The sequence below is a fragment of the Anabaena sp. UHCC 0187 genome, assembly GCF_009712035.1.
In the GTDB taxonomy this organism is placed as follows: Bacteria; Cyanobacteriota; Cyanobacteriia; order Cyanobacteriales; family Nostocaceae; genus Dolichospermum.
This window is the reverse complement of the sequence record NZ_VILB01000009.1, coordinates 73,576-100,476: the sequence shown is the minus strand read 5'-3', so window position 1 is coordinate 100,476 and position 26,901 is coordinate 73,576. Positions and strand designations below refer to the sequence as shown.

Genomic DNA, 26,901 nt, shown 5'->3' with positions numbered 1-26,901 from the left:
TCACTTTTGTCTTTATCTAAATCTCATGGTTTCTTGAAAAAACTTTTAAATTGCAATTGAGTGAAATATGGTATACAAATCAGTTAGCAGCAAACATCAGTTAATTTACGGTATATGAAGTATAGTTAATATACACAACTTGATATTTGCATATCTATATGTTTTGAATCAGGATTTTCAGAATTCAATACCTATTCTTTATTTTTATCTTGGATTAATGGCGGGCATGACTTGTACTGAGCCATAGTATGCCCACCCCACAAGAGTTTAATTCTACCCTGTTATTGCGTCTTTAACCCATTGTTGCAATGTATTCACAACTTCCTCAATGGCAATTTCTTGAGATTCACGATTTGCGCGTTTTACTACTTCCACTTGACCATTTGCAATTGCTCGTCCGGTGACTATTCTAAAAGGAATACCGATTAAATCTGCATCTTTAAATTTAACACCTGCTCGTTCATCTCGGTCATCTAATAATGTTTCTACACCCGCTTTATTGAGTTCTGTGTAAAGTTTTTCGGCGACGGCGATTTGTTGGGCATCTTTAATGTTAGGAATTGTGATAATGGCGTGATATGGTGCGATCGCTACTGGCCAAATTATCCCATCTTTATCATAGGATTGCTCTACGGCTGATTGTGCTAACCGAGACACACCCACACCATAGCAACCCATAACTAAAGGCTTTTCTTCCCCTTGTTCGTTGGTATAAGTTGCACCCATCGCTTCAGAGTATTTTGTTCCCAGTTGGAAGATGTGACCAGCTTCGATTCCTCTAGCTGTTTGTAGGGTTTGTTCTGGGTTGTGCAGAGAGCGATCGCCTAATTTTGCTTTACGAATATCTACGGTTAATGTGGGTAGCTTAAATTGCTCACCCCAATTTGCACCAACTACGTGAAAACCACTTTCATTTGCACCAGTAACAAAGTTCTTTAATTCCACAGCAGTTTGATCTAGTAAACGCACAAATTGAGAATTTACCTGTTTACTGCCAGCAATATAATCATCACTAAGATCCGGTGCGATATAACCTAAAGGTAAAGATTTAGCTTGCCATGTTTCTTGAGCTTCGGCATTTGGTACAGTTAAAGTCAGAATAGTTTTAGCACCAAATTGAGGAGCTAATTTAGTTAATTCATTTTGTAATTTAACTTCATTAATTTCCTGATCTGAGCGAATATTGATCAACACCAAAACCGTTAACCCATTATCATAAACAGTTTGATATAAAACGTTTTTGACAATTTGAGTTGGAGAACATTTCAAGAAATTGCAAAGTTTTTCAATTGTATCAGTTCCCGGAGTTTCCCGTTTTTCGTAAGTTGTAAAAGGTGAAGTTTCCGCTGCTGCTGGTAAAGAAACTGCTTTTTCTACATTTGCTGCATATTTACCATCTTCAGTATAGAGAACTTCATCTTCTCCCGCATCTGCTAACACCATAAATTCTGTCGAACCAGAACCACCAATAGCACCAGAATCAGCTTCCACAGCCCGAAAAGCCAAACCAGAACGCCGCAACATATTACTATAAGCAGTGTACATATCCTGGTAAGTTTTTTTCAAACTTTCTTCATCAGCATGGAAAGAATAACCATCTTTCATAATAAATTCTCGTCCGCGCATTAAACCGAACCGGGGACGAATTTCATCACGAAACTTAGTTTGTAGTTGATATAAATGTACAGGTAATTGACGATATGAACGAATCATATCACGGGCAACAGTGGTAATTACTTCCTCATGAGTTGGGCCAAGTCCCAATTGTTGTTCCCTTCTATCAACCAAAGAAAACATAATCCCCTCAGCTTTAGTGTATGTATCCCAGCGTCCCGATTCCTGCCATAATTCAGAAGGTTGTAACTGCGGTAATAAACATTCTTGTGCGCCGGTAGCGTTCATTTCTTCCCGCACAATTTGGGAAACCTTTTGCAAAACCCGCCACATTAGGGGAAGATAAGCATAAATCCCACTACCAATGCGACGGATATATCCGGCACGGAGTAACAATTTATGGCTAGGGATTTCCGCATCAGCCGGATCATCCCGCAGTGTAACAAATAACATTTGTGATAATCGCATTCTTTTTACCTTTACTTACTAACTTTTCAAATCAGGAAAGATTAACCCCAGCTACAGAAAGACTTATAAGCATTTTTCTGTCACCTGTCACCTGCTATAACTTGAGGAGATAACTACCTTGTCTGAAGCAATGTATCAAGCACAACCACCTTTAGAATTTATTCCCCCGGCTTTTAACCCTTTATTGTTAAAATTAGTACATTTTGTACTACCTGACTGGATTCGGTGGAAAACACCTATTAGCGACATTGAAGCAGACAACGTTGAAACTTTGGCAGATTGTTATCAGCGGTTTCAGGATGGTAAAATCCGGTTTATGTTGGCGTTTCGTCATCCTCAAACAGCAGACCCTCTTTGTTTAACTTATTTACTGTCCCAAATCTTGCCTAAAGTAGCACGAGTTGGGGGTACACAGCTAGAATATCCGCTTCATGCTCATTTTATCTATGATCGGGGAATTCCTCTCTGGGCTGGTTCTCATGTGGGTTGGGTAATTTCCCATTTGGGAGGAACTCCGATTCAACGCGGTAAAGCTGACTGGACTGGGTTGCGTTCCGCACGGGATTTGTATATTAATGGTCAGTTTCCCATGGCTGCTGCGCCAGAAGGGGCTACAAATGGTTTATCAGAGATAATCAGTCCCTTAGAACCGGGTATCGCACAGATGGGTTTTTGGTGTGCGGAAGATTTACAAAAAGCGGGAAGAAATGAGGAAGTTCTAATTTTACCAATTGGAATTAAATATAGTTATGTAAATGAGCCTTGGGACAATATAGCAAATTTGTTAACTGATTTAGAAGCAGCTAGTGGTTTATCTGTAAATCAGGAGAAAACTGAGACTTCTTTGGCTGCACTTTATCCTCGATTATTAAGTTTGGCTGAACATTTATTATCGGTAATGGAGCAATTTTACACTAAATTTTATCATCAAAAATTGCCAGATAAAAAGATTACTAATGGGGAAATTACTGATAGAAATGATGCTTTAGCTTATCGGTTACAAGCTGTCATGAATGTAGCCTTGTTCATTGCTGAACAATATTTTGATTTACCATCTAGAGGCAATTGGAATGATAGATGTAGACGGGTAGAACAAGCGGGGTGGAATTATATATTTAGGGAAGATTTTAAGGATCTTAAATCATTATCACCCATTGAGAAAAGTTTGGGAGATAGAATTGCTGAGGAAGCATATTTTCGGATGTGGCACATGAGGTTAGTTGAGAGTTTTGTGGCTGTTTCTGGTGTTTATATCCGCGAAAAACCAACGGTGGAAAGATTTGCAGAAATGACTTTACTTTTATGGGATATGGTGAATAAAATTAAGGGAAATATTCCTGTAAATCGTCCACAATTGGGTAAGCAGCAGGTGAAGATGACTGTGGGTGAACCAATTTCTGTTTCTGAACGTTATCCGGTTTATAAAAGTAGTCGGGTTGCTGCTAGACAATCTGTGGCTGAGTTGACGAATGATTTACAACAGGTTTTGGAGGGTTTGGTGGATAAGGGATAATTTTTTTTTCTCACGCAGAGGCGCAGAGGCACAGAGAGAAATTAAGAGTGTGATTTCAATCCTCAATTTTAGAAGTTGAGGATTTGGGTTATTTATTCCGCGCTATTTTTTAATTTGTTCCATGCTTCGACAACTCTATATAGTTCCTTTGGTAGTTGATTTTCTGAGATGTCATTATATTGGTTTGTGACTGTTTGACTAGTTAGGGTATAGGTAATATAATCTGCTGAACCTTGAGGTGCTGGGAAACTCAATTTGTTGAATTTTTCAAATTTTGTTTGGTTTAGTAATCGTTCAAATTGTTTAACTTGTTGTGGAGAAACTTTTTTCACGCTACGCTGTGAGTCGTTAGCATCTCCTATTAATACTCCTAAAAGTCTACCATCATCTAGTAACACTGTTTGATAAGTTCTGCCTGTTATTCCTCCACTAGCGATTTCTCTAAATACCATTCCTTTAGTTAAAGGTGTTGGTAATTGATTATTAGGAATTACTACAGGTTCCAGTTTATTCCTCTTGTTAGTTTGATGGTGTTGCTGGCTGGGATTAGCAATAGCAGGCATAGATTTGAGAGTAATTACACTACCTAAAGATATAATTGTGGTTAAGATGATGATGGTTTTCATGGTTTCTTTTGAGGCAAAATACAAAGATGATCAATTATTATTGACGGTGGCTAATATTATATTGTTTCCTTGTTGTCTGAATGAGAATTTACTGTTAATAAAGGAAAGTAGGTTATCCCATTTGCATAACTAAAGTTTCTTCTCCTGGAGAAACTAAGGTTTTCCCTACTGGTAAAACTGCTAAAGCATTAGTTTGGGCTAAGTTAATTAAGTTCCCAGAATTTAAATTACCACTTGTTTGCTGAAATTCATAAATACCATCATTTAAATTTAAGTTACCCCAAATATAAGTTTCCATTTTTCCGTTAGATTTTAATTCAGAATGGGATTTCACTTTGATAAATTTTGCTTCCCAACCTGTATTCATTCCTGAAAGTTTTTTGATTGTTGGTTGCACAAATCTCCAAAATGTGACTAATGCAGCAACGGGATTTCCTGGTAAACCAAAATAAAAGGAATTGGGAAATGTGGCAAATGTTAAAGGTTTTCCTGGACGCATTTGCACGGCGCGAAAATGAATTTTTGCCCCCAGTGATGCTAAGATTTTATCAATATAATCATAATCACCGACAGAAACTCCACCAGAAGAAAGAACTATATCCGCATGATTAATGGCATAATTTATAGTCTCTGTTAAAGCAGTTTGATCATCTTTAACAATTCCTAACATTAACACTTCTGCACCTAATTCTTTTACCAAAGCTGCTAAAGCATATTGGTTAGAATCTACTATTTGTCCAGATTTTAGGGTTTGTTCTGGTGTTACTAATTCATCACCACTGGAAAAAATTGCCACCCGTGGACGACGGAAAACACTGATTTTAGGTAATTGTGCTGCGGCTAAAATCGCAATTTCCGCTGCATTGAGGCTAATTCCTGCGGGTAAAAGTTCTTTTCCTGCTTGATAAAAGTCTCCTTGATGTCTAACAAATTCTTGGGGTTGTGGTGTCGCAAAGATAGAAACTCGGTTTTCCTGTAAATTAGTTTTTTCCTGCATAACTACAGTATCTGCACCTTTTGGCATAATTGCACCGGTGAAAATCCTGGCTGCTTGTCCTGGTTTAATAGTAATTTGGGGTTGATATCCTGCGGGAATCTCTTCGACAATTTCTAAAATTGTCGGATTTTCAGGATTTGAATTTTGCACATCTTGATAACGCACTGCAAAACCATCCATTGCGGAATTATCCCAGTGAGGAAAATCTAAAGAACTAATTACTGGAGTTGCTAAAATGCGGTGTGAAGCTGTTAATAAATCAACAACTTCAATATCACGTTCTTGATTTAATGATTGGACAGCAGTAAAAATAATAGTTTCTGCATCTTTGACTGATAACATAGTGAATAGGCTTCTTTTCGTTAGGGCTAGGAGTCAGGAAGAAGAATTAGAAGGAGATCAGAATAGTCTCGAATCTGGGTTAGTAAGCGTTGTTAGTTGTCAATTATCAATTGTCATTTGACTTAAATCTTTGCTAAACTAAATTTACAAGACTTTATTATTAGATAATTTCATCAATCATTATAATATATGCTTTCAGCTCATACACCTCCTAAATCTAGGCAAAATTCTGCTTTTAAGCATCTAATGTCAATCCATTGGTGGATGTCAGTTGGTTATATAATATTGTTCGCAACTGGAACATTTATGGCCAGGTTGCCAAGGGAAGTTTTTATTCGTTCTTCCCTTTATGATTTTCATAAATCAATGGCTGTTTTAGTGATGGCTGTACTCACTTGGCGAATTTTAGTATTGTTGCGTGTTTGGTGGCGAAAATATACTAAAAAATTTCCTAAGTTGACTCCAGAATGGTTTAAAACTGTTGCTCTACATAGCAGTTTATATATTTTTATGTGGGCTGTTCCTGTTGCTGGTTTCTTGCTTTCTAACTCATATAAAAGTAATAATGTGAGTTTTTTTGGCATTGTTTTACCAGATATTTTCCCGCAAAATTCAGAAATGGTTGATATTGGCAGAAATTTGCATTTTTGGTTAGCCTATACATTTTTGGCTTTTATTATTCTCCACACAATTCAACAAAAAAAAGTAGTGCGATCGCTCTGGCGTAAATTCATGAAAATCATCAAGTTCGATAATAACTTATCCAGTGAATAATATAAAGTAATCTACATAGGGTTTGTTGAAAAAGTCTTTGTTTCCAAAATATTGTCAGCTTAAATTTCCCTATTCTTTTTTAGATTTCTACAAAACACGTTCACTTTTTATAAATCAAAAATACCGAACCAATGGGTCCGAAATTCTCCACATAGACTTTATTATTATAAAACAACCCTGGAGACATTCCCCCATCAAATAACATCCCTTCTTTAATTGTCCCCAGACAGTTATTTTTAGCAATTCCTGTTAACACATCATCAAACTGATTGGGGAGTAATTCCTTATTATTAGCAGAAAACTGAATACTAGAATTAGCTTTCACATCATTTACTAACAGAATCACATAACCTTTACTGGTAATCGCAACTAAAGAACGATTAGTAGCACCTTTACAAGCAAATTCTCCTAACGCTTTGCAAATATCCTTAAATTGTCCTTGATTATAAAATCTACCATTACCTCCCACCATATTATAATTCAGAATATTTGCACCTCTGCTTCCAGTCCCCATAGTTGCTTTTCGTTGTTGAGGATTTCCCCCTGATATTCCAAAGGAAGAACGTCTATTTTTAAATGCTCCTGAATACTCAACCCCGCGAGAAATATTTAAACCTTGGGGTTGATTTTTTGGATCTATATAGTCAGCATTAATCGCTGCAATTGGTGATTTACCATTTAATTGAGAATTACCATCTCTGATAATTTCTCCAAATTGTTTGGGTACATATTCTCTACGAAATCTTCCCCTAGCATCTTTAGCATAAATCCGATGAGCTAAACCCACATTTACTTTAAAATCTAACTCTGGAGATTGGGGATTAAAAATAATTACATGATTGATACCTTTAGAATATCTTTCACCCTTATTATTAGTCTTAAAAAACTCAATACTAAATTGAGGATTTTTGCCAGGACAATTAGTAGACTGTTTTGTTGCTGAATTAGCTATCACATCCTGACAACCAGATATTACAGTTGTCGTTATCGTTAACAAAGATAGAAAAATGAATTTTTTGGTAAACATAAAATATAAAAACCCGCTACAGGAATACTATAGCGGGTAAAATTAACAATTGCAGTTATGATTAATCTTCAGATACAGAAGTTATACCATCCATTCCAGGACAGCTTCATCTTTGGTGTTAGTATGACGAGAAGGTGTTTCCCGCTCAAACTTCATGTGAATAGAACGGGTTTGCTCACCATCAGCGGCAACCGCTAGAATTGGATAGTCAATTAAACCATCTTGGAAGGACATTTGGAAGCGGAATGTACCATCGGAATTGAGTTTAATGGGACGACCACCAATAGTAACATTTGCATCAGGTTCAGTTGCACCGTAAACAATCAATTCAGCATCAGCAACTAACCAGAACTTGCGAGGACGCACAGGAACAGCGGAAGCGGAGAAGCCGACACCAGACATTCCCACACCGGACATCGTTAAACCAGATACGTTAGGAACAGCCCACATACCTACCCCAGATGGGAAAACGTAGGAACTGAGAGCTTGTTCTGGAGCAGCAGAACCGGGGACGTGCTGCATAGAACCGAAGATAGAACCTGCAACCCGTTGAGCTTCGGCAGATTCTGCCATACCAAAGATTTCTTCGTAAATGGGGTTGCTACCACCAGCAGAAGCAGCAGTTGGTAATTTCTTCGATGGGGGAACTAATTCATAGAAGGTTTTACCGCGGAGGTCTTCTTCAAAATCTACTGTGATGAAGACATCTTCAATCCAGTCGGAAGGATATACAGGGGGAATATGCACTCTCGCGGAACGCGCTAATACTAACCAACCACCATCAGCGGTGCGATAACCGACATCTATCACATAATCACGATCGCTCACGGGAATTGGCAAGTACCATTCTCTCGCTAGTTCATCAGCAGGGTATTCTTGGATACTGTGGGGACTTTGATAATCTATATCAATGTCGGTGACATCATAAATCCGTAGTGCTAGAGTCTGTCCACCTTGACGACGCAGTGCTTCTTTATGGTCGTTAGGAATATCCCAGTAAGTGTAAGCCCATTGAGGATCACGAGGTAACAAAACTATCCGGCTGTCACCATAACCTGCGGGTAAATCGGCTAGTGCTTCATCAACATCAGCGAGAGAACCACCAGTGCGATCTTCTTGACCTAACTCAAATTTTGCTGCTTCCACGGTTTCTTGTGCCTCCAGATTAGGGGATGAACTGAGCGAGAACTTACTACGCTGAACGTCTTCAATTGATGCTAATAGCTGCGATTTCCGCATTCTGCTATAACGAGATATACAGTATTCGCTGGCAACTTTGCGTAATTGCCGTAATGTCATCTCTTCTAGCGGTGGGCGTTCTTTTGCCATTAATTTGGCCTCCAGTAGTTTACAAGGTAAATTATTTTTTCCGGGTTAAAAAGAGTTTGATGATATTTCATCTACCCAGATTTTTTTATTCCTGACCCCTGGTTTTGCCCCAGTGTTAAATTTGTTTACTGTGCGTTTTTTTATTAAGATACCAACCCTTCTAATTCCTAGTTATGCCTTTATTTTGCATTTCTTGGATATTGCAAAGAGTTGTTAAGTAAATATTAACCAGTAAAACTATCTAGGGATCAAGGGGTCTAAAGATAGGTTTTACTCTGTTTCACGTAGTTATCAGCCCTGCGGGGATCATTTTGTCATGAAACCTTAACATAGTGATCTCAGACACGGAATTATTATCAAGATTTGATGACATTCATAACAACGAACAACGAACAACGAACAACTGACAACTGACAACTGACCAATTACAAAAACGTTTGAATTACTGACATTCGCTGAATCAGCCATTTACCTTCTTTGCGAACTAAATCATAGCGAACACGCAATTTTTCATCAGAGGACTTTTTTGGCTGACTATTTTCATAGAACTGGGTAACTTCTTGTACCTTAACGTCTACAGATGCAGAATCTTTATCTGTACCTTTTTTAGAAACAGATAATATTTCTACATTATGTTTATATTGGCGATAGCGTTTATCTTCTTGTTCTTGTTGGGCTACTGACTGCCATTGATATAAAACTGCACCTGTTAAAATTTCATTTAAACCATTAACATCATGATCCTGTCCTAAAGCTGCGGCTTTGGCAGATAACCAAGTTTCAATGACTTCCTTTGCTGTTTCCTTTGTCAGTTCTTCGTTGCTTGATTCGCTTGGGCTATTGGGGTCAGGAATATTTATTGGTGGTTGATTCAGTTGTATTGCTAACTGTTCTCCCTGTAATGATGGACTAGGAGAGACGATATTTTTTACCAAGTTAAAAGTCGTAGATACTAATAACGAGAAAACTAATAATCCTCCTAATGAGAAGAAAACTAGCCAAACTAGGCGTGTTTTTGGGTCTAAGCTACTGAGAAAATTAGTTTGAGAATGTAAAAAACGCTGAAGAATGTTATTAGTGCTGGGTTTACGTCGTCTGCGTTTTGAGGGCTGCTGGTTTATAGCTGGTTGAGAATGACCATGACGTTGCTGTGGGTTTCTGTTGGGGGTTGTTGCTGTTGGTGTTAAAGGTATTTGAGATGATTGATTTCTCCCATTTCCATTTGTTGGTACATGATTCGATTTCGGTAAAGAAACCTGGGTAGATTCGGCTTGAGGTCGAGGATGTGTTTCTAATAACTCAGAATTGGCTGGTTGGTGATGATATTGTTGTGTTTCTATGCTGTTATTAGCCTGTTTACGGAAATGATTTATGTCTGGGTGGGGAAAGGATTGATGATTAATTACTGCCCATTCATTAGTGATTTGGGCATCGGTGGGCAAAGATTCTAAATAAGCCTGTACTTGTCTATCGGCAAAGTAGTCTTTTAAAGCAGCCTGCTGTTTTGCTAAATCCCGAAAATGGGGAAATACTTCCTGTTGTAACCATTGTTCAGTGTATAAACACAGTCCTGGTAATAGGTCTGGTGAGTCTTGGGATTTTTCCCGAATAAAAGCTAAAGCTTCATATTCTTGACTTAGTTCTAAAACACGGGTGGCTTCTTCGGTTTGTCCCATCAGCAAAGCACAAAGAGATTGTTCTAAATGCACATCTTGGCGTTTGCCTAGTTGCATTAACAGTTGCTTGGATTGGCGAATTAAAGCTGGTTGACGTTGGGCAAAACCTCTAGCAATTAAGGAGTATACTGCTAAATATGTGGCTACGGCTGAGGGGCGTTTACTTTCTAATTCAAAAAGTTTATGCTGTTCTGATACTGTTAAATAGTGGCGAATTTGTTGGATAAATCGCAAAAAGTCATCTATATTTAAGCCGGATTGATCATTGCCAGTGCCATCAATTCCGCCACGATCTTCTAATATGCTTTGTAATAATTCTAGCCCCTGTCGTCGTTTAGTAATTTCTGCTAGTGGTAGTGCTAATAGTTCTAAGATGCGATAGGGACGAAGCTTGTAAAGATCCGCCGTCATTTCGGCGCGGACGCTGGCAAATAATCCTTCCCGTGCTAATAATTCTTCACCAGTTTCTAAAGATACTGCGGCATTCTCATAGTGACCTTGTTGCCATTGTTCCCGTCCTAGTTCTAGGCAAGCTAAGGACACAGTGAGGATAATATCTGGTAAGTCTGGGTTTTCAGGAATTTCTGCCTGGGTGACACGATGACCTGTTTTGACACTAACTGAACTAGGTTTATTAACTAAGTACGGGCGGCCAAGTTTTAATACCAATTCATATTCTCCTAATTCTTGGAGAATTAATAAAGAGCCAACAAATCGATCTGAGGTAATTTCGATGCTGAGACCTTGAGCATCTGGATATTTAGAGTTACTATCTGTTAGGGTTTCTAGTGGAACTTTATCAGCAGTTGTATTAGGAGAGTAGGCATGAGATAGATAAAGCTGATCATAAGCTTTTCGCTCTTGAGTATCTAATAAAACCATATAAGCTTTTTCAATCAGCCATTTGCGAGAAGATATAGATGTAGCCGAATATTCCCGTCGTGGCAATTGGACAATGCGATCGCTATATGCCTGTCGCAATTGTTCCTCACTTGCCGCCAACGGTAATCCTAAAATCCGGTAGTAATCGAGCGGAATTCGCACAGTTTACGTCCCCTGCACTGTGTTCTCGTAGCATCTCATAAAAATTGACATAATTTACTTAGAGCATCTCAGGCTGCTAAAACCGTCCGATAATGATAGCCTCATTAATACGGTGTTAACCTAACACCATAAGTGTAGATAGTAACAGATATCTTATTTTATGCCGATATTTTTTTATATTTTAAGTCAGAAGTCTGAAATTTTTGATCGATGGTGATATGAAGTTAAATTAATCTACTACATTTACTAATTTTGTCAACTATCTACTCCACCAGCGTTATCCGCTTTTACCAGTAATGGATTAACCATAAACCTCTTTAAACAAAGAATTTCCTAGCACTTTTTTGGCAAATGTTTTTGAATATCCTAGTGATAACCTCGTGTTTAAACAATCCACTCGGAAGCGCGTTCACCTAAGTCGAGGGGGATGCTCACTGCTTTACCGAGACGGGGACGCTCTTTTGTTTCACTAATAAAAGTTTGCACTTGTTGTGTTCCCCCCAAAGCATTGAGATAATTAGCGATGCTGTCAAGATGATCTTGGTAATCTGTTTCGCTCAAGGGAAAAGAAGCTTGGCCAAAGTATTTCCACATGATTTGCAGAAATATTTTGCCCTGGGTGCGGCGAAACTGGAGATCATAAGGTTGTCCCCATTTATCAATCAAAAGTTGGCGTAATTCCTTTCCTGTCATACCAATTTTAGATTTTAGATTTTGGATTTTAGATTTTGCTATTGGTCATTGGAGAAAATTGTCTTCCCCTGTTCCCTATTCCCTGTTCCCTGTTCCCTGTTCCCTGGGCTTATCTAGATTTTACATTTAGTTATGATGTTAAGTTCCGTGACTCCAGTATGATAAGGATATAAAGAAATGTAATGCTAACAGAAAAGATGCTCACTATGTCTTGCAACTAAGAATTATGGCATCGCTGCGGGCGTTATTATTTCGATTCAGATAAGAGTGGCTCTTGTGCTGGTACTCTTGTCAAAATGCTTAATAAATTACACAAACAGCGCGGAGATTATGGCTCAATTTTCTGAATCAGCAGATGTTCCCGATATGGGTCGTCGTCAGTTTATGAACCTGCTCACTTTTGGGACTGTTACCGGAGTGGCTTTGGGTGCATTGTACCCTGTTGTTAACTACTTCATTCCTCCTGCTAGTGGTGGCGCTGGTGGCGGTACAGTAGCCAAGAACGAATTGGGTAATGATGTTAGTGTTAGCCAATTTCTGGATAGCCATAATGTGGGCGATCGCACTTTGGTGCAAGGACTCAAGGGAGATCCTACCTATATTGTAGTGCAAAGTAAAGAAGCGATCACTGACTACGGGATTAATGCTATTTGTACCCACTTAGGTTGTGTTGTTCCCTGGAATGTGGCTGAGAATAAGTTTAAATGCCCTTGTCATGGTTCACAATATGACGCTACTGGTAAAGTAATTCGCGGTCCTGCACCAAAATCCTTGCCTCTGGCTCATGCCGCAGTGGCAGACGACAAAATTCTGCTCACACCTTGGACAGAAACCGATTTCCGCACTGGGGATGCCGCTTGGTGGGCTTAAATAGTGCCAAAGTTATTAGTTTTGCGTCAATAATCTAGAGCTTTTCATCAACTCTTGACTACTGACCACTGACTACTGACAAATGACCAATAACCACTGACAAATGACTTTTTAGAGATGAGAAATGCCCTTACACCTGCGAGGTTAACTCGCACTGCTAAAGCAATGTTTAATACATTGCTAATAGCGATCGCTACTGTGACTTTTTTCTTCACTAGCGATATAGCCCTGCCACAAACTGCTGCTGCTTATCCATTTTGGGCGCAGGCAGCCTATCCGGAAACTCCCCGCGAACCTACAGGACGGATTGTTTGCGCTAACTGTCACCTAGCAGCTAAACCCACAGAAATAGAAGTTCCTCAATCGGTACTTCCTGACACCGTATTTAAAGCCATCGTCAAGATTCCCTACGATACCAGCGTGCAACAAGTGGGTGCTGATGGTTCTAAGGTTGGCTTAAATGTTGGTGCTGTATTAATGTTACCTGAAGGCTTCAAGATTGCGCCTGAAGACCGCATTTCTGAAGAACTCAAGGCAGAAGTCGGTGATGTAACATTCACACCTTACAGCGACGACAAGGAAAATATCCTGATCGTTGGACCAATACCCGGTGAAGAATATCAAGAAATCATCTTTCCTATTCTTTCTCCTAACCCCGCTACAGACAAAAATATTCACTTTGGCAAATACTCTGTTCATGTAGGCGGTAATCGTGGCCGTGGACAAATTTATCCCACAGGTGAAAAGAGCAATAATAACGCATTCAACGCTTCTGCTGCCGGCACAATTAGCAAGATTGCTCAAACAGAAGATGAAGACGGTAACGTTAAGAATCTAATTAGCATCAAAACCGAAACTGGTGATGTTGTTACTGATTCAGTTCCCGCAGGTCCTGAACTAATTGTTACTGAAGGACAAGCAGTTAAAGTTGGTGATGCTTTGACTAACAACCCCAACGTTGGTGGCTTTGGTCAAATAGATGCAGAAATCGTTTTACAAGACTCTTCTAGAGTTGCATGGTTAGTTGCTTTCATCTGTTTGGTGATGTTGGCACAAGTAATGCTAGTTCTCAAGAAGAAACAAGTAGAAAAAGTTCAAGCTGCGGAAATGAATTTCTAATTCATAACTATGATTTTTGTGATTGATTTGATTTAGATGATTCATGAATCGGAAAAATCACTGTTGAGAATGCTTACAAATTCTTTGCTAGATCATCAGCTATTTGACAGGCTTTTTGCCTGTCTTTTTTTATAATTTGTAATTAGGAGTAAACAAATGACAGAACCTAGAAAATCTTTTTATGTTGATCATCTGTTGGTACAGATTTACGCTTCTGAAGGGGAAATGTCAAAAAATGTGGCTAAAATCACACATCAATATTTACAAAACCTACTTCAGACACAGGATAAAGTGGCGATTTTATTAGCTACAGGAAATTCCCAAATTCAATTTTTGGATGCTTTAATTGCTTTAGGGGGAATAGATTGGTCACGGATAATTTTATTTCATTTAGATGAATATTTGGGAATTACATCCGATCATCCTGCCAGTTTTCGTCGTTATTTGCGGGAACGGGTAGAAGAAAAGGTATCTCCTCAACAATTCTATTATATAGCAGGGGATACATTGCAACCAATAGCCGAGTGCGATCGCTATGCTCAACTCTTAGAAAATCAACCGATAGACCTATGCTTTTTAGGTATTGGTGAAAATGGACATTTAGCATTTAATGATCCAGCAGTGGCAGATTTTCAAGATCCTGCTAAAGTTAAGCTTGTCAAATTGGATGATGTTAACCGTCAGCAACAAGTGAATACAGGATATTTTGCCAATTTAGCAGATGTTCCCCAATACGCATTTACTGTAACTATTCCCATAATTTGTCATGCTAAAAAAATAATTTGTTTAACACCAGCAATCAGAAAAGCTGAAGTAGTCAAAATCATGTTAACAGGAGATATTACTACTAATTGTCCAGCTTCTATTTTACGTCAACAACCCCAAGCTACTTTATTTTTAGATGTCAATTCTGCGAGTTTACTATCTGAGGATGAGGACTGAAGTCCTCACTACGAGTTGAGGATATAGGTCTATATTACTTGTTGGATTAAATAACCATCTTCCATATTAATGATTCTGTCAGCAATATCTAAAATACGGTTATCGTGGGTAACAATTAAAATAGTACAATCCTGTTCTTTTGCTAATTGCTGCATTAAATTAACCACATCTCTTCCTGATTTACTATCTAAAGCAGCCGTAGGTTCATCAGCTAATACTAACTTAGGATGACTGACTAAAGCCCGCGCAATAGCTACTCGTTGCTTTTGTCCTCCGGAAAGATCAGAGGGATAATAATTAATTCTATCTCCCAATTTCACAGCCTGGAGCATTGTTTCTGACTGGATATAAGATTCCCATTGAGAAATATTGCGTTGTAATTCTAAAGACATTTGCACATTTTGTCTAGCTGTTAAGAAATCTAGTAAATTATGAGCTTGAAAAATATAGCCAATTTGTCTGCGAACTTGAACTAATTCTTCATTACTAGCACCTAATAATTCTTGTCCATTAAATTTTAAACTTCCCTCTTGTACAGAACGCAAACCACCAATCAATGTTAATAAAGTAGTTTTTCCTGAACCAGATGGTCCAGTCATAATCACAATTTCTCCAGATTTGATCGTCAAATTAATATCAAACAAAGTTTGAGTTCGTAATTTACTATGACCAAAGTAATGATTAAGATTGGCGATTTCCAAAATATTGGTAGAAGGTAAATATTGCATTATTAGTTAATTAAAGATTTCTGCTGGATCTACTTTACGTAATTTATTAGTAGAAAAGAAACCAGAAGTTAAACACATAACAATTACAGAAGTAAATACTAATAATCCCTTACTAACATCCATAACAATCGGTAATTTAGTTGCATCTTTAGCAATATCATATAGTCCTAAAGAAATAGCAAAACCGGGAATAAAACCCAAGACAGCTAAAATTATAGCTTGCTGAAAGACGACATTCAAAAGATATTTATTTCTAAATCCCATGGCTTTGAGTGTAGCAAATTGGACAAAATGAGTTGATATATTACTATAAAGAATTTGATAAACAACGATTACACCGACGACAAAACCCATGATTACCATCAGATTAAATACAAATCCAATGGGTGTTCTTAATGTCCAATAATTTTTTTCAAAGTCAATAAATTCTTGGCGTGTCATCAATATGACATCTTTAGGTAAATTAGTAGATAGAGTTGCTAAAATTGTTTGGGGATTAACATGAGGTTGCAGATGAATTGAACCTATATCTAGTTCATTTGCTCTGCGTTCTGGAAAGATTTTGAGAAAAGTAGAAGAACTAACAATTAAATTACCATCCACACCAAAGGAAGGCCCAAGAGTAAATAAACCGCTAACTTTAACTTTGTAACCAATAGTCCCCAAATAACTAAATATTTCCATATTTATAGGTTGATTTTTTTGAAAATATTCAGCAATTGGCCCAAATTCTGGCCGTGCAGCGCGATCAAAAAATACTTGGTCAGGAATTTTTAGTAATTGAAAATCCTGTTCGACTTCTGGTAATCTAAAGATAGATTTTACCGGATCAAATCCTAGCACATAAATAGGATATTTGCGGCCATTGGTGGGATTTTTGAGTTTAGCAAATTGGACATATAAAGGTTCAACTGATTCTATACCATTAAAACCTAATATTTGATATAAACGACTGCGAGGAAAGCTTTGAGTAGAAGTCAAAGATCTATACTGGGAGCTAATTAAAAACACATCACCTCGGAGATGTTTATGTACTTGAGTAGCACTAGCATAAAGAGCATCTTGAAACCCAATTTGCATAAACATCAATACAGAAATAAAAGCAATCCCAGCCAATGCTACAAAAAAGCGCACTTTTTGTTTTACCAATTGTAGCCAAGGCAAAGGTATATTTAAAATCATGTTCTACCTCTTGTTACTTATATAACTATGCGATTTTTAAAATACACCTTATTAATCAGATAAATCATAAGTAGAACGGCTCGAATAATTCAAAGTTTGTAGTGAGGAATTTATTCCTCATTTGAGGGCTGAAGCCCTCACTACAAAATCATCTCTAGGTTTTTTACATTACTTAATCTACTTTGATTAATTCTCGTCTACTTATTTAGTTCAGACTTTGATAATTTTGCAAAAATTCTGAACTATAAATTTTCTAATTAATGAATCATCCCAATCAAATTAATCCGTCAAATCATCGTTCAGACATTTTTATATTTTAATAAGTGCCTGTACCTGTAAATTAGTTAAGCTGGCAACTCGTTGATTATCCGCTGAGTTATCAATGCGAATTTTTACATCAACTATTTTGTTATCTGTATCTGAACCGGGATTAGTATTGAAGATATTTTGTCTACCAATTTGCAAACCAATATCTGTGACAGTTCCCTTTAATTTTCCGGTAAAAGCTTCACTTGTGATAGTTACTGATTGACCTAAACGAACTTTTTTAATATCAGTTTCGTAGACTTCTGCAACTACATACATTTGCTGAGTCTGTCCTAATTCTACTATGCCTTTATTACCAATTATTTCTCCTGGCCAAGCATTAATTTTTAGCACTTGAGCATTAACAGGTGAACGGATAGAACTTAAATCTAGCTCGGCTTGAGCTTGTTGAACTGATGCTATAGCACTTTTAACATTTGCTTGAGCTAGTTGTACATCTGTAGGGCGAATTTCTGCAATACTATTGAGTCTAGCTTGAGATTCATTTAACTGTTTCTGTAAAGTTTCTACAGTTCTTTTGAGATTAGCATTAGCTTCATTAAGTTGTTCTTGAACTGTATCCCTGCGTAATCTTTTAGTATCTGCATCAGAAGCAGAAATAGCACCATCTTGATATAATTTTTGATATCGTTTATTTTCGGTTTCTGAATTTTTTAGTTCAGCTTCTAAACGAGAAATTGTAGCTTTTTGAGTAGAAACTGATCCCCTTAATTCAGCTTCTAAACGGGAAATTGTGGCTTTTTGGGCTGAAATATCACCTCCTTTTGCCCCTGCTTCTACTTGCTGAAGATTCGCTTGACTAACTTCTACTTGTCGTTTTGCTTTTTCTAAGGCTGCAAAATTAGGAATGTAATTGTCAAGAATTGCTACTACTTGTCCTTTACGGATTTTGTCTCCCTTTTTAACTAGAAGTTGATTAACTCTGATTCCTGTTTGCGAATTGGGTGCGGAGAGACGAATTACTTCTCCTTGGGGTTCTAAACGTCCTAAAGCAGCAACAGCAGTAATAGTAGGGGCTGAAATGGGAGAAATAGAAGATATAGTCGGGGATGATTTAGAAGTTTTCTGAAAATATGAAAGGCTATAGATAGATATTACGCTAGTAGCTATAACTCCAGAACTTACTAGCATTATCGGCCACAAACTCATAGGTTTTGTGAATGAGTGCTTTTCTTTGTGTACCATAATTTTGTCTTTTAAATTAGGAAATATGACAATATTTCTGACTCTAAATAAGAGACAGAAAAGCCACTACACTTGATAGCATCTCTTGATAACTTTATCAGTTTCAGTTAAGAAAAAATGGGGTTGGTTTAGGGGACAGCAACCCAACAAAAAAATTGATAGCGTTGGGTTTCCTTGCGTCAACCCAATCTACATAATTAAAGGTTTCTATCTTTAACTGAACTGGATTACTTGATAACCTTAACATCCAACAAAATACAACTAATCAGAAATTATTTCTTCAGGTTGATTAACCGCAAATTAAATAAAATACTTAAATACTAAAATTTTGATAGGTAATTGGTAATTAGTTGCTGACTATTACCGATTACCAGGATCAAAATTTTATTTATTTAGCACAACCTCTTTCTCTTTTTTCTTCCGCATGATTGCCAAGTATTCGCTGCGGGTTCCGTCTACTCGGTAATGATCACAAATTTGACAAAGTTTGAGAAGATCCAAGCGACTGAAGATTTTTTGATGTTCAATAGCGTTGTCATTACGCCACCGCCAAAATGTGGTTCTATCAATTCGACGATTGCTTTCGGGCCATCTTCTCCGTGATAGGAAATCTACTAATTCATCTTCATAAAATGAGTAACCTTTTGGTAATTTGAGGAGGTCTTCTCGTAACTCATTCAGCGGGATGAGTGGATCTAATTCAGATAGTCTCATGCCAGCAATTCCTTGTAGTTTTTGTAATTCCAATATTGCAGAAGCCAAACAATGCAATAAAGTTTAATTGACTAATTTTATGCTCGAAGACTGTTTTAAACTCACAGTCTAAATTTCCCTGATTTAATAATTTAGAGTAAACTTATTTTTTGGGAATTTCAACCTATATGCAACGATTGTTTTATAAAACCTCATTTATTGCATTATCTTAGATTTGTAAAAATTGCAAGTCTTAAATTATCATTTTTTTAATAAATCGAAGATTACCAGTTTTTCATTATCTCAAACTTCGGACTTAAATTGATGAAAAAATATATTTTTAACTCCTTGGATATATTTTGCTGTGACTAATTTTACAAAGAGAAAAAAATCTTTCCAGGGATAGATGCACAGATCAACTATTTAGCATTAGAAACTCATGAACAGTAATTACCTAAAAAAATTCTATTTCTATCAAGAGGATTTATTATTCTTAGTAACGGCAAAATAAAGTTTTCAATAAGTTGGAACTAATCATATGCAATCTGTATGCAACTTTGGTCAAAGTGGCTAAAACTTAGATAATAATTAGCGTATTGGATAAGCAAAGATATTTCTCAGACGACTCTATCAATTTTACATTTGCAAGACTTTTATAAAGTTGCACGTAAATTGCTTATGAGTTGCAATAGAGTTGTCACTAAACTAAAATTAATGTAGGTGGAAATTTAATTTATAGTCTAGAGGATTAATCAGACTATTTCATATTCAACCGCCACAGTATTCATCAATAATTAATGTTGCCCGATCAAAAGAGTGAAATATGATCATGGCTGCTTCCAAATTTGAAGCTGCTTTCGCACAGTTGCAAGCTGAAATTAGTAACTGTGAAAAGTCCGTACTTAAGATGATAACGGTGAAAAAAAATATGCCTGATACCACAAAGATGAAAAATGAAATTAATGCCAAGTTGCGAACAACTAATGTAGCAATTATTGGTATGGCTTCTATTTTTCCCCAGGCGAAGAATTTACAGGAATACTGGGAAAATATTATTCAGAAAGTGGATTGTATTACTGACGTTCCTGCTTCCCGTTGGAATATAGATGATTATTATGATCCAGACCCGAAAGCGCCGGATAAAACCTATTGTAAACGGGGTGGTTTTTTACCAGATATTGATTTTAATCCCATGGAATTTGGCTTACCTCCCAATATTTTGGAGGTAACAGATATTTCTCAATTACTCGGTTTAGTAGTAGCAAAAGAGGCAATAGAAGATGCTGGTTATGGTAAATCTCGCCAATTTAATCACGAACGCACGGGAGTAATATTAGGAGTAGCAATTGGTAGACAATTAGCTGTTCCTTTGGGTGCAAGATTGCAAGATCCACTGTGGAAAAAAGTTCTCAAAAATAGTGGTTTATCAGACGAAGATAGCCAAAAAATTATTGAAAAACTCAAAAGTGGATATGTGCAATGGGAGGAAAACGCCTTCCCCGGAATGTTAGCAAATGTGATTTCTGGACGCATTGCTAACCGTCTGGATTTGGGCGGAATGAATTGCGTCGTAGATGCAGCTTGTGCGAGTTCCTTGGGTGCATTGAGAATGGCTATTAGCGAATTGGTGGAACATCGCGCCGACATGATGATAACTGGTGGGGTGGATACCGATAACTCGATTTTCGCCTATATGTGCTTCAGTAAAACCCCTGCGGTTTCTCCGGGGGAAAAGGTAAGACCTTTTGATACTGATGCAGATGGAATGCTATTAGGTGAAGGCGTGGGAATGCTGGTACTCAAACGCCTAGAAGATGCTCAACGAGATGGTGATCGCATCTATGCAGTCATTAAAGGCATGGGCAGTTCTAGCGATGGCAAGTATAAAAGTATCTATGCACCTCGCGCGGAAGGTCAAATTAATTCCTTGATTCGTGCATACACAGATGCAGGGATGTCTCCTGCCAGTGTAGGTTTAATTGAAGCCCATGGTACGGGAACGATGGTAGGAGATCCTACGGAATTTACATCTATTACCAGCGTTTTTGGCGAAAATAACCCGAAAAAACAGCATATTGCGTTGGGAACTGTCAAATCCCAAATTGGACATACTAAGGCGGCGGCTGGTGCTGCTAGTCTCATTAAAGCGGCTTTAGCATTGCATCACAAAGTCTTACCACCGACGATTAATGTCAGTAAGCCCCATCCTAAACTGAATATTGAGAACTCACCATTTTACTTAAATACGGAGACTAGACCTTGGGTAAGTCATCCTACCCAACCAAGAAGGGCAGGAGTCAGTGCATTTGGATTTGGTGGTACAAATTATCACGTTGTTTTAGAAGAATATGAACATGAACATCATCACCCGTACCGTTTACACCATACTCCAGAATCGTTGCTGCTATTTGCCCCCACGGCTTCAGAGTTGTTATCTCGTTGTCAACAAATCCAGCAACAATTACAGACAGAAGGTAAAGAAAAACACTATCAACAATTAGTTACTGATGCTAAAACTGGGAAAATTCCCGTTAATTATGCCAGAGTTGGCTTTGTAGCTAATGATTTAGCCCAAGCTGGGGAATTGTTGCAAATTGTGATTGCAGGGCTGAAAAACAAGCCTGAAGCCGAATCATGGGAACATCCTCAAGGGATTTACTACCGCCAAACAGGGATAGATACCACAGGTAAAGTAGTGGCTTTGTTTTCTGGACAAGGTTCACAATACTTAGAAATGGGGCGGGAGTTGGTAATGAATTTTCCCTGCTTGCGCCAAACCTATACGCACATGGATAGCCTGTTGTGTGAAGACGGGTTACAGCCCTTATCAACCGTAGTATTTCCCCAGCCAGTTTTTGATCAAGCGCAAAAGCAAATTCAGTTAGCAACATTGCAAAAAACTGAATATGCACAACCGGCAATTGGAGTATTTAGTGCGGGCTTATATAAAATATTGCAACAAGCTGGATTTAAACCCGATTTTGTTGCCGGTCATAGTTTCGGTGAATTAACAGCTTTGTGGGTTGCAGGTGTATTAAGTGAAGAGGATTATTTGTTCTTAGTGAAAGCTAGAGGACAAGCTATGGCTACACCTGCAAATGCAGATTTTGATGCAGGGGGAATGTTAGCTGTTAAAGGAGATATTCAGCAAATAACGGAAGTAATTAAAAACTTTCCCCAGGTAGCAGTTGCTAATAGAAATTCTCAGCATCAAATAGTATTAGCTGGTAAGAAAGGGGAAATTAGTCAAGTTCAAGATGTTCTCAAAAAACAAGGTTTTACTACTTTTTTATTAGGAGTTTCCGCAGCATTCCATACACCATTAGTATCTCATGCCCAAAAACCTTTTGCCCAAGCTATTGAAAAGGTAAATTTCAACGAAGCACAAATTCCTGTTTATACTAATGTTACAGGTGGATGTTATCCTCAAGAACCCCACGTTATCCAAAAAATTCTCAAAGAACAATTGTTCAATCAGGTATTATTTCAGCAGGAGATTGAAAATATCTATGCTGCTGGTGGTTATTGCTTTGTGGAATTTGGCCCCAAAAATATTCTTACCAATTTGGTAAAAGAAATTTTAACTGATAAACCCCATATAGCTATAGCTGTAAATGCAAATCATACCAAAAATAGTGATCGCACACTGCGAGAAGCCATAGTTCAATTGCAGGTAGCTGGATTATCTTTGCAAAATTTAGACCCCTATCAAATCGCAACTAAAATTCCTGAAGTTCCTCAACAAAAAGTTTTGAATGTGCGGTTAAATAGTACCAACATTAGCGAAAGAACTCAAAAAGCCTTTGCGAAAGCTTTAGAAAATGGTCATCATGTAGAGGTGATATCTCCCCAACCAATAGTTAACGATAAGCCTCCAACTTCATTTAATGGAAATCATCAATCACAGGGTAACGACAAGCCTCCAACTTCATTTAATGGAAATCATCAATCACAGGGTAACGACAATCCTCCAATTGCATTTAATGGGAAATTAGAACAAGTTGAAATTCAGCCTCAGAATCATGAAAAAGTTATTCACAGCTTAGAAAATTTCATCACAGAATTTAGCCGACAACAACGGGATATTATCCACGTTCATGAACAATCTTTGCAAAATCAAACAGAATACACAAAGACATTTTCTCAATTAATGCAGCAACAGTATTCATTATTGGGAAATAGTGAACTAACAGAACATCAATCTCAAACTCAGCAATTAGCAATTTCTAATTCTGAACGCAACATGATGCGGTTTCATGATCATCAAGGTGATACCCTCCGCATTCATGAACAATATCTCAAATATCAACAGGAATATACCCAACATTACTTTCAACTTCTGCAACAACAGTTTCATTTACTAACTTCAGAAAATAAAGTCATCAATTATGTAAATCATCCTCAACCTACTAATTTTGTAGTCAAAGAACCTGTATTTTCTTCCCAAATCTCAGAGGAATTAGAAAATGATGAAAAAACGATTACTGTAGTTCCCAAAATCCCAATTAATATAGATAAAGCTACCCTTAGTCAAACCCTGCTAAATGTTGTCAGTGAGAAAACAGGCTACCCAGTAGAAATGTTAGAACTGTCAATGGATATGGAATCAGATTTAGGAATTGATTCTATCAAACGGGTAGAAATTTTGGGAGGCTTATTAGAAATATATCCAGATTTACCTAAGCCTAACCCCGAAGAATTAGGACAATTAAGAACCTTGGAACAAATTGCTGAATATATGCAAACATTAGTTCCAGATATCTTAAATCAACAGGTAGAAGTATCAACAGCAATTATTACTACAGAGGTATTAGTAGAAGTTCCCCAAGCGGAATTAATAACATCTACACCTGAACTTGAAGAACAGAAAGTAGAAGTTGAAATACCTGAAAATTTAAGCGACATTCTTTTGACAGTTGTCAGTGAAAAAACAGGTTATCCGGTCGAAATGCTAGAACTGTCAATGGATATGGAAGCAGATTTGGGAATTGATTCTATCAAACGGGTAGAAATTTTAGGAGGTTTATTAGAACTTTATCCCGACTTACCTAAACCCAACCCCGAAGAGATTGGAGAATTAAGAACTTTGGGCGAAATTGCGACTTATATGCAGCAGCAAGCCCAGGGAATTACTAAGTTAGTAACTGAAGAAATAGTAGAGATATCAACAACAACATCTGTGCCAAATATTCGCCGCAGTGTTGCCAAATTACAGCAACTTCCCACGCCAGATAGTTTAGAATTTTCTCTTCCTGAAAACCACATTGTATTAATAACTGATGATGGTTCTCTCACCACTAAAAAATTAGCAGAAAGTTTAACAGCTAAAGGTTGGAAAACTGTAGTTTTAAGTTTTCCTGGTATCAACTCAAATGATAATGAAGGCATCAATCGAGTAGTTTTAACTGATTGGAATGAAGACAGCTTGCAACAACAGTTAAAACAGATTGCTGATAATTATGGTACTGTAGCTGCATTTATTCACCTTCAGCCAGCAACACCATTAGACATAGATAAATCCATTCTGCGTCATGTCTTCTTAATCGCTAAATATCTCAAAGAACCACTCAACGAAGCCGCAAAATTCGGACGCAGTTATTTTATTAACGTTGCGCGTTTAGATGGAGAATTTGGATTAGGAGAAACCCATAACTTTAGTGCAATTACTGGGGGATTATTCGGACTCAGCAAGAGTATTAATCAAGAATGGGAAAATGTATTCTGTCGTTCCCTTGACTTAAATCCAGAAATAGATCCAGAAACATCTGTAAAACATATCCTCGCGGAAATACATGATCCAAACTTGTTAATTCAAGAAGTAGGATATAGCAGCAAAGGTAGAGTCAATCTCATTGCAGATTTCAGCCCATTACCAACCACTAATTCTCCTAGAGAAATTACCAAAGATCAGGTATTTTTAGTTAGCGGTGGTGCAAAAGGAATCACAGCCCAATGTGTAATTAAAATCGCCCAAGAATATCAATGTAAATTCATTCTTTTAGGGCGTTCCAGTCGAGAACCTGAACCAGTTTGGGCAGAAAATTGTGAAACCGAAGCGGAATTAAAACAGCGAATTTTAGAAAATTTTCAAGCCCAAGGGGAAAAAGCAACACCAATAATGGTACAGAAAAAGTATCAAGCAATTTCCTCACAGCGAGAAATTCAAAATACTCTTAAAGCCATTGAACAAGCAGGAGGAGAAGCAGAATATCTGAATGTAGATATTACTGACACAGTATTACTAGAATCAAAACTTACAGATGTAAGTCAACGTTTTGGGGCAATAACTGGCATAATTCATGGTGCAGGAAACTTAGCTGATAAACGCATTGAAAAAAAATCAATTCAAGATTTTGAAAATGTTTATGCAGCTAAAGTGAAAGGTTTAGAAAATCTTCTGCGGTGTGTACCAGCAAGTCAATTGCAATATTTGGTTTTGTTTTCTTCCGTAGTGGGATTTTATGGCAATGTGGGACAATCAGATTATGCCATAGCCAATGAAATCCTCAACAAATCTGCTCATTTAATTAAACATAATTACCCCAACTGTCATGTCATGGCTATTAACTGGGGCCCTTGGGAAAGTGGCATGGTATCAGCAGAATTAAAGAAAGCTTTTGCAGAAAGAGGAATTGAAGTTATTCCGCTAGAAACAGGAACACAAATATTAGTTGATGAACTAACTACCGCTAATCAAGATACAGTTCAATTAGTGATTGGTAGTCCCTTGATTTATGTTCCCTCGGCTTTATCTAATGAGTTGAAAACCTATCGCATTAAACGCCAATTAACATTAGCAGAAAACCCATTTTTACAGGATCATGTGATTGCCGGTCGTCCCGTACTTCCTGCCACCTGTGGGTTATTATGGATGACTAATGCTTGTGAACAACTATACCCTGGATTTACAGCCTTTAGTTCTCCCAATTTCAAAGTTTTAAAAGGCATAGTTTTTGATGAAACTGCAACGAATGAATATGTTTTAGAAATTCAAGAACTTGCGAAACATGAAAATCAGGAAATAGAATTTGCTGCTAAAATTAGCAGTCAGACACCAGACGGAAAAATCCGCTATCACTTCAGCACGAATATAATTCTCAAACGAGAAATTCCCACACTTCCTAGTTATGGAAGCCTGAACTTTAATCAGGATGAAAACTTCCTCAAAACCAATCAAGAATTATATCAAGTCAATGCTTCTAGCCTATTTCATGGAGTCACTTTTCAAGGGGCAAAAGCAGTTTTAAATACCAGCCCTAGTAAGATAACGATTGAATGCTATTTACCAGAACCTACAGCACAGCAACAGGGACAATTCCCAGTGCAAACATTCAATCCCTATATAGCAGATGTCCAGATTCATTCTCTCTGGATTTGGACACAACACTTTCATCAAGTTGGCTGTTTACCATCAGAAATTAAGAACTTTGAACAATTTGCAAAAGTGCCTTTTAATGAAACATTTTATGTAACTTGTGAAGTGCAATCAAAAACAGAATCATCAGTAGTTACGGATGTGATTACCTATAATCGTCAAGGACAAATTTATAATCGCATGATTGGTGCTAAAGGAACAATTCTACCCAATCAAATAGCCAAATATTAGATTTTTTTCACGCAGAGACGCAGAGGCACAGAGAGAATTTAAGGTATTGCTGAAGTATGAAATTAAAACTTTGTGCCTTTGCTTCTTTGTACCTACCCTGCGGGATCTCTAAGAGAGATTGCGCGAAACATCATAAAAATGGAGAA

17 protein-coding genes are annotated in these 26,901 nt (G+C 37.5%); 6 read left to right on the top strand and 11 right to left on the bottom strand.

Annotation, left to right across the window (positions count from 1 at the left end; genetic code table 11):
- Positions 1-273: 273 nt before the first annotated feature.
- Entirely contained in the window at positions 274-2,082 is a 1,809-nt protein-coding gene (locus tag FJR11_RS08150; RefSeq protein WP_168503207.1) for a proline--tRNA ligase, read from the bottom strand.
- A gap of 118 nt (positions 2,083-2,200) precedes the next feature.
- On the opposite strand from FJR11_RS08150, the gene FJR11_RS08145 reads away from it, so the two are divergent.
- Positions 2,201-3,595 (top strand): 1-acyl-sn-glycerol-3-phosphate acyltransferase, encoded by a 1,395-nt coding sequence (locus FJR11_RS08145; RefSeq protein ID WP_168503206.1) that lies wholly within the window; start codon positions 2,201-2,203, stop codon positions 3,593-3,595.
- A gap of 92 nt (positions 3,596-3,687) precedes the next feature.
- Here FJR11_RS08145 and FJR11_RS08140 read toward each other — a convergent pair whose 3' ends face one another.
- Both FJR11_RS08140 and glp read right to left on the bottom strand, forming a co-directional pair.
- Positions 3,688-4,221, bottom strand: coding sequence for a hypothetical protein (locus tag FJR11_RS08140; protein WP_168503205.1), 534 nt, complete (start codon positions 4,219-4,221; stop codon positions 3,688-3,690).
- 112 nt (positions 4,222-4,333) lie between these two features.
- Positions 4,334-5,560: a gephyrin-like molybdotransferase Glp gene (gene glp / locus FJR11_RS08135; protein WP_168503204.1), complete on the bottom strand. Its 1,227-nt coding sequence runs from the start codon at positions 5,558-5,560 to the stop codon at positions 4,334-4,336.
- Positions 5,561-5,806: 246 nt separating this feature from the next.
- On the opposite strand from glp, the gene FJR11_RS08130 reads away from it, so the two are divergent.
- Complete coding sequence (locus tag FJR11_RS08130; RefSeq protein WP_254444714.1) at positions 5,807-6,334, top strand: cytochrome b; 528 nt, start codon at positions 5,807-5,809, stop codon at positions 6,332-6,334.
- 100 nt (positions 6,335-6,434) lie between these two features.
- On the opposite strand, the gene FJR11_RS08125 is transcribed toward FJR11_RS08130, so the two are convergent.
- The 4 genes from FJR11_RS08125 to FJR11_RS08110 all read right to left on the bottom strand — a co-directional run bounded on the left by FJR11_RS08125 (position 6,435) and on the right by FJR11_RS08110 (position 12,103).
- Entirely contained in the window at positions 6,435-7,361 is a 927-nt protein-coding gene (locus tag FJR11_RS08125; protein WP_168503202.1) for a phosphodiester glycosidase family protein, read from the bottom strand.
- A gap of 81 nt (positions 7,362-7,442) precedes the next feature.
- Complete coding sequence (locus tag FJR11_RS08120; protein WP_168503201.1) at positions 7,443-8,690, bottom strand: DUF4912 domain-containing protein; 1,248 nt, start codon at positions 8,688-8,690, stop codon at positions 7,443-7,445.
- A gap of 425 nt (positions 8,691-9,115) precedes the next feature.
- Complete coding sequence (locus FJR11_RS08115; protein ID WP_168503200.1) at positions 9,116-11,410, bottom strand: IMS domain-containing protein; 2,295 nt, start codon at positions 11,408-11,410, stop codon at positions 9,116-9,118.
- Positions 11,411-11,794: 384 nt separating this feature from the next.
- Positions 11,795-12,103: a DUF3067 family protein gene (locus FJR11_RS08110; RefSeq protein WP_168503199.1), complete on the bottom strand. Its 309-nt coding sequence runs from the start codon at positions 12,101-12,103 to the stop codon at positions 11,795-11,797.
- A gap of 330 nt (positions 12,104-12,433) precedes the next feature.
- Between FJR11_RS08110 and petC the strand changes: the two genes are divergently transcribed.
- The 3 genes from petC to FJR11_RS08095 all read left to right on the top strand — a co-directional run bounded on the left by petC (position 12,434) and on the right by FJR11_RS08095 (position 15,034).
- The gene (gene petC / locus FJR11_RS08105; protein WP_168503198.1) at positions 12,434-12,973 is read left to right on the top strand and encodes a cytochrome b6-f complex iron-sulfur subunit; all 540 of its coding nucleotides are present in this window, start codon (positions 12,434-12,436) and stop codon (positions 12,971-12,973) included.
- A gap of 117 nt (positions 12,974-13,090) precedes the next feature.
- Positions 13,091-14,092, top strand: coding sequence for a cytochrome f (gene petA, locus FJR11_RS08100; protein WP_168503197.1), 1,002 nt, complete (start codon positions 13,091-13,093; stop codon positions 14,090-14,092).
- 156 nt (positions 14,093-14,248) lie between these two features.
- Positions 14,249-15,034 carry a glucosamine-6-phosphate deaminase gene (locus FJR11_RS08095; RefSeq protein ID WP_168503196.1) on the top strand — a complete coding sequence of 262 codons (786 nt, stop codon included), beginning with the start codon at positions 14,249-14,251 and terminating at the stop codon, positions 15,032-15,034.
- A 29-nt stretch (positions 15,035-15,063) separates the two neighbouring features.
- On the opposite strand, the gene FJR11_RS08090 is transcribed toward FJR11_RS08095, so the two are convergent.
- From FJR11_RS08090 to FJR11_RS08075, 4 genes are all read right to left on the bottom strand, one after another.
- The gene (locus FJR11_RS08090; protein WP_168503195.1) at positions 15,064-15,762 is read right to left on the bottom strand and encodes a DevA family ABC transporter ATP-binding protein; all 699 of its coding nucleotides are present in this window, start codon (positions 15,760-15,762) and stop codon (positions 15,064-15,066) included.
- Between the two features lie 6 nt (positions 15,763-15,768).
- Entirely contained in the window at positions 15,769-16,944 is a 1,176-nt protein-coding gene (devC, locus tag FJR11_RS08085; protein ID WP_168503194.1) for an ABC transporter permease DevC, read from the bottom strand.
- A 309-nt stretch (positions 16,945-17,253) separates the two neighbouring features.
- Positions 17,254-18,456 (bottom strand): ABC exporter membrane fusion protein, encoded by a 1,203-nt coding sequence (locus tag FJR11_RS08080; RefSeq protein WP_168503193.1) that lies wholly within the window; start codon positions 18,454-18,456, stop codon positions 17,254-17,256.
- A 384-nt stretch (positions 18,457-18,840) separates the two neighbouring features.
- Positions 18,841-19,170 carry a hypothetical protein gene (locus FJR11_RS08075; RefSeq protein ID WP_028082946.1) on the bottom strand — a complete coding sequence of 110 codons (330 nt, stop codon included), beginning with the start codon at positions 19,168-19,170 and terminating at the stop codon, positions 18,841-18,843.
- 808 nt (positions 19,171-19,978) lie between these two features.
- Here FJR11_RS08075 and FJR11_RS08070 point away from each other — a divergent pair.
- Positions 19,979-26,755: a type I polyketide synthase gene (locus tag FJR11_RS08070; RefSeq protein ID WP_168503192.1), complete on the top strand. Its 6,777-nt coding sequence runs from the start codon at positions 19,979-19,981 to the stop codon at positions 26,753-26,755.
- Positions 26,756-26,901: the final 146 nt, after the last annotated feature.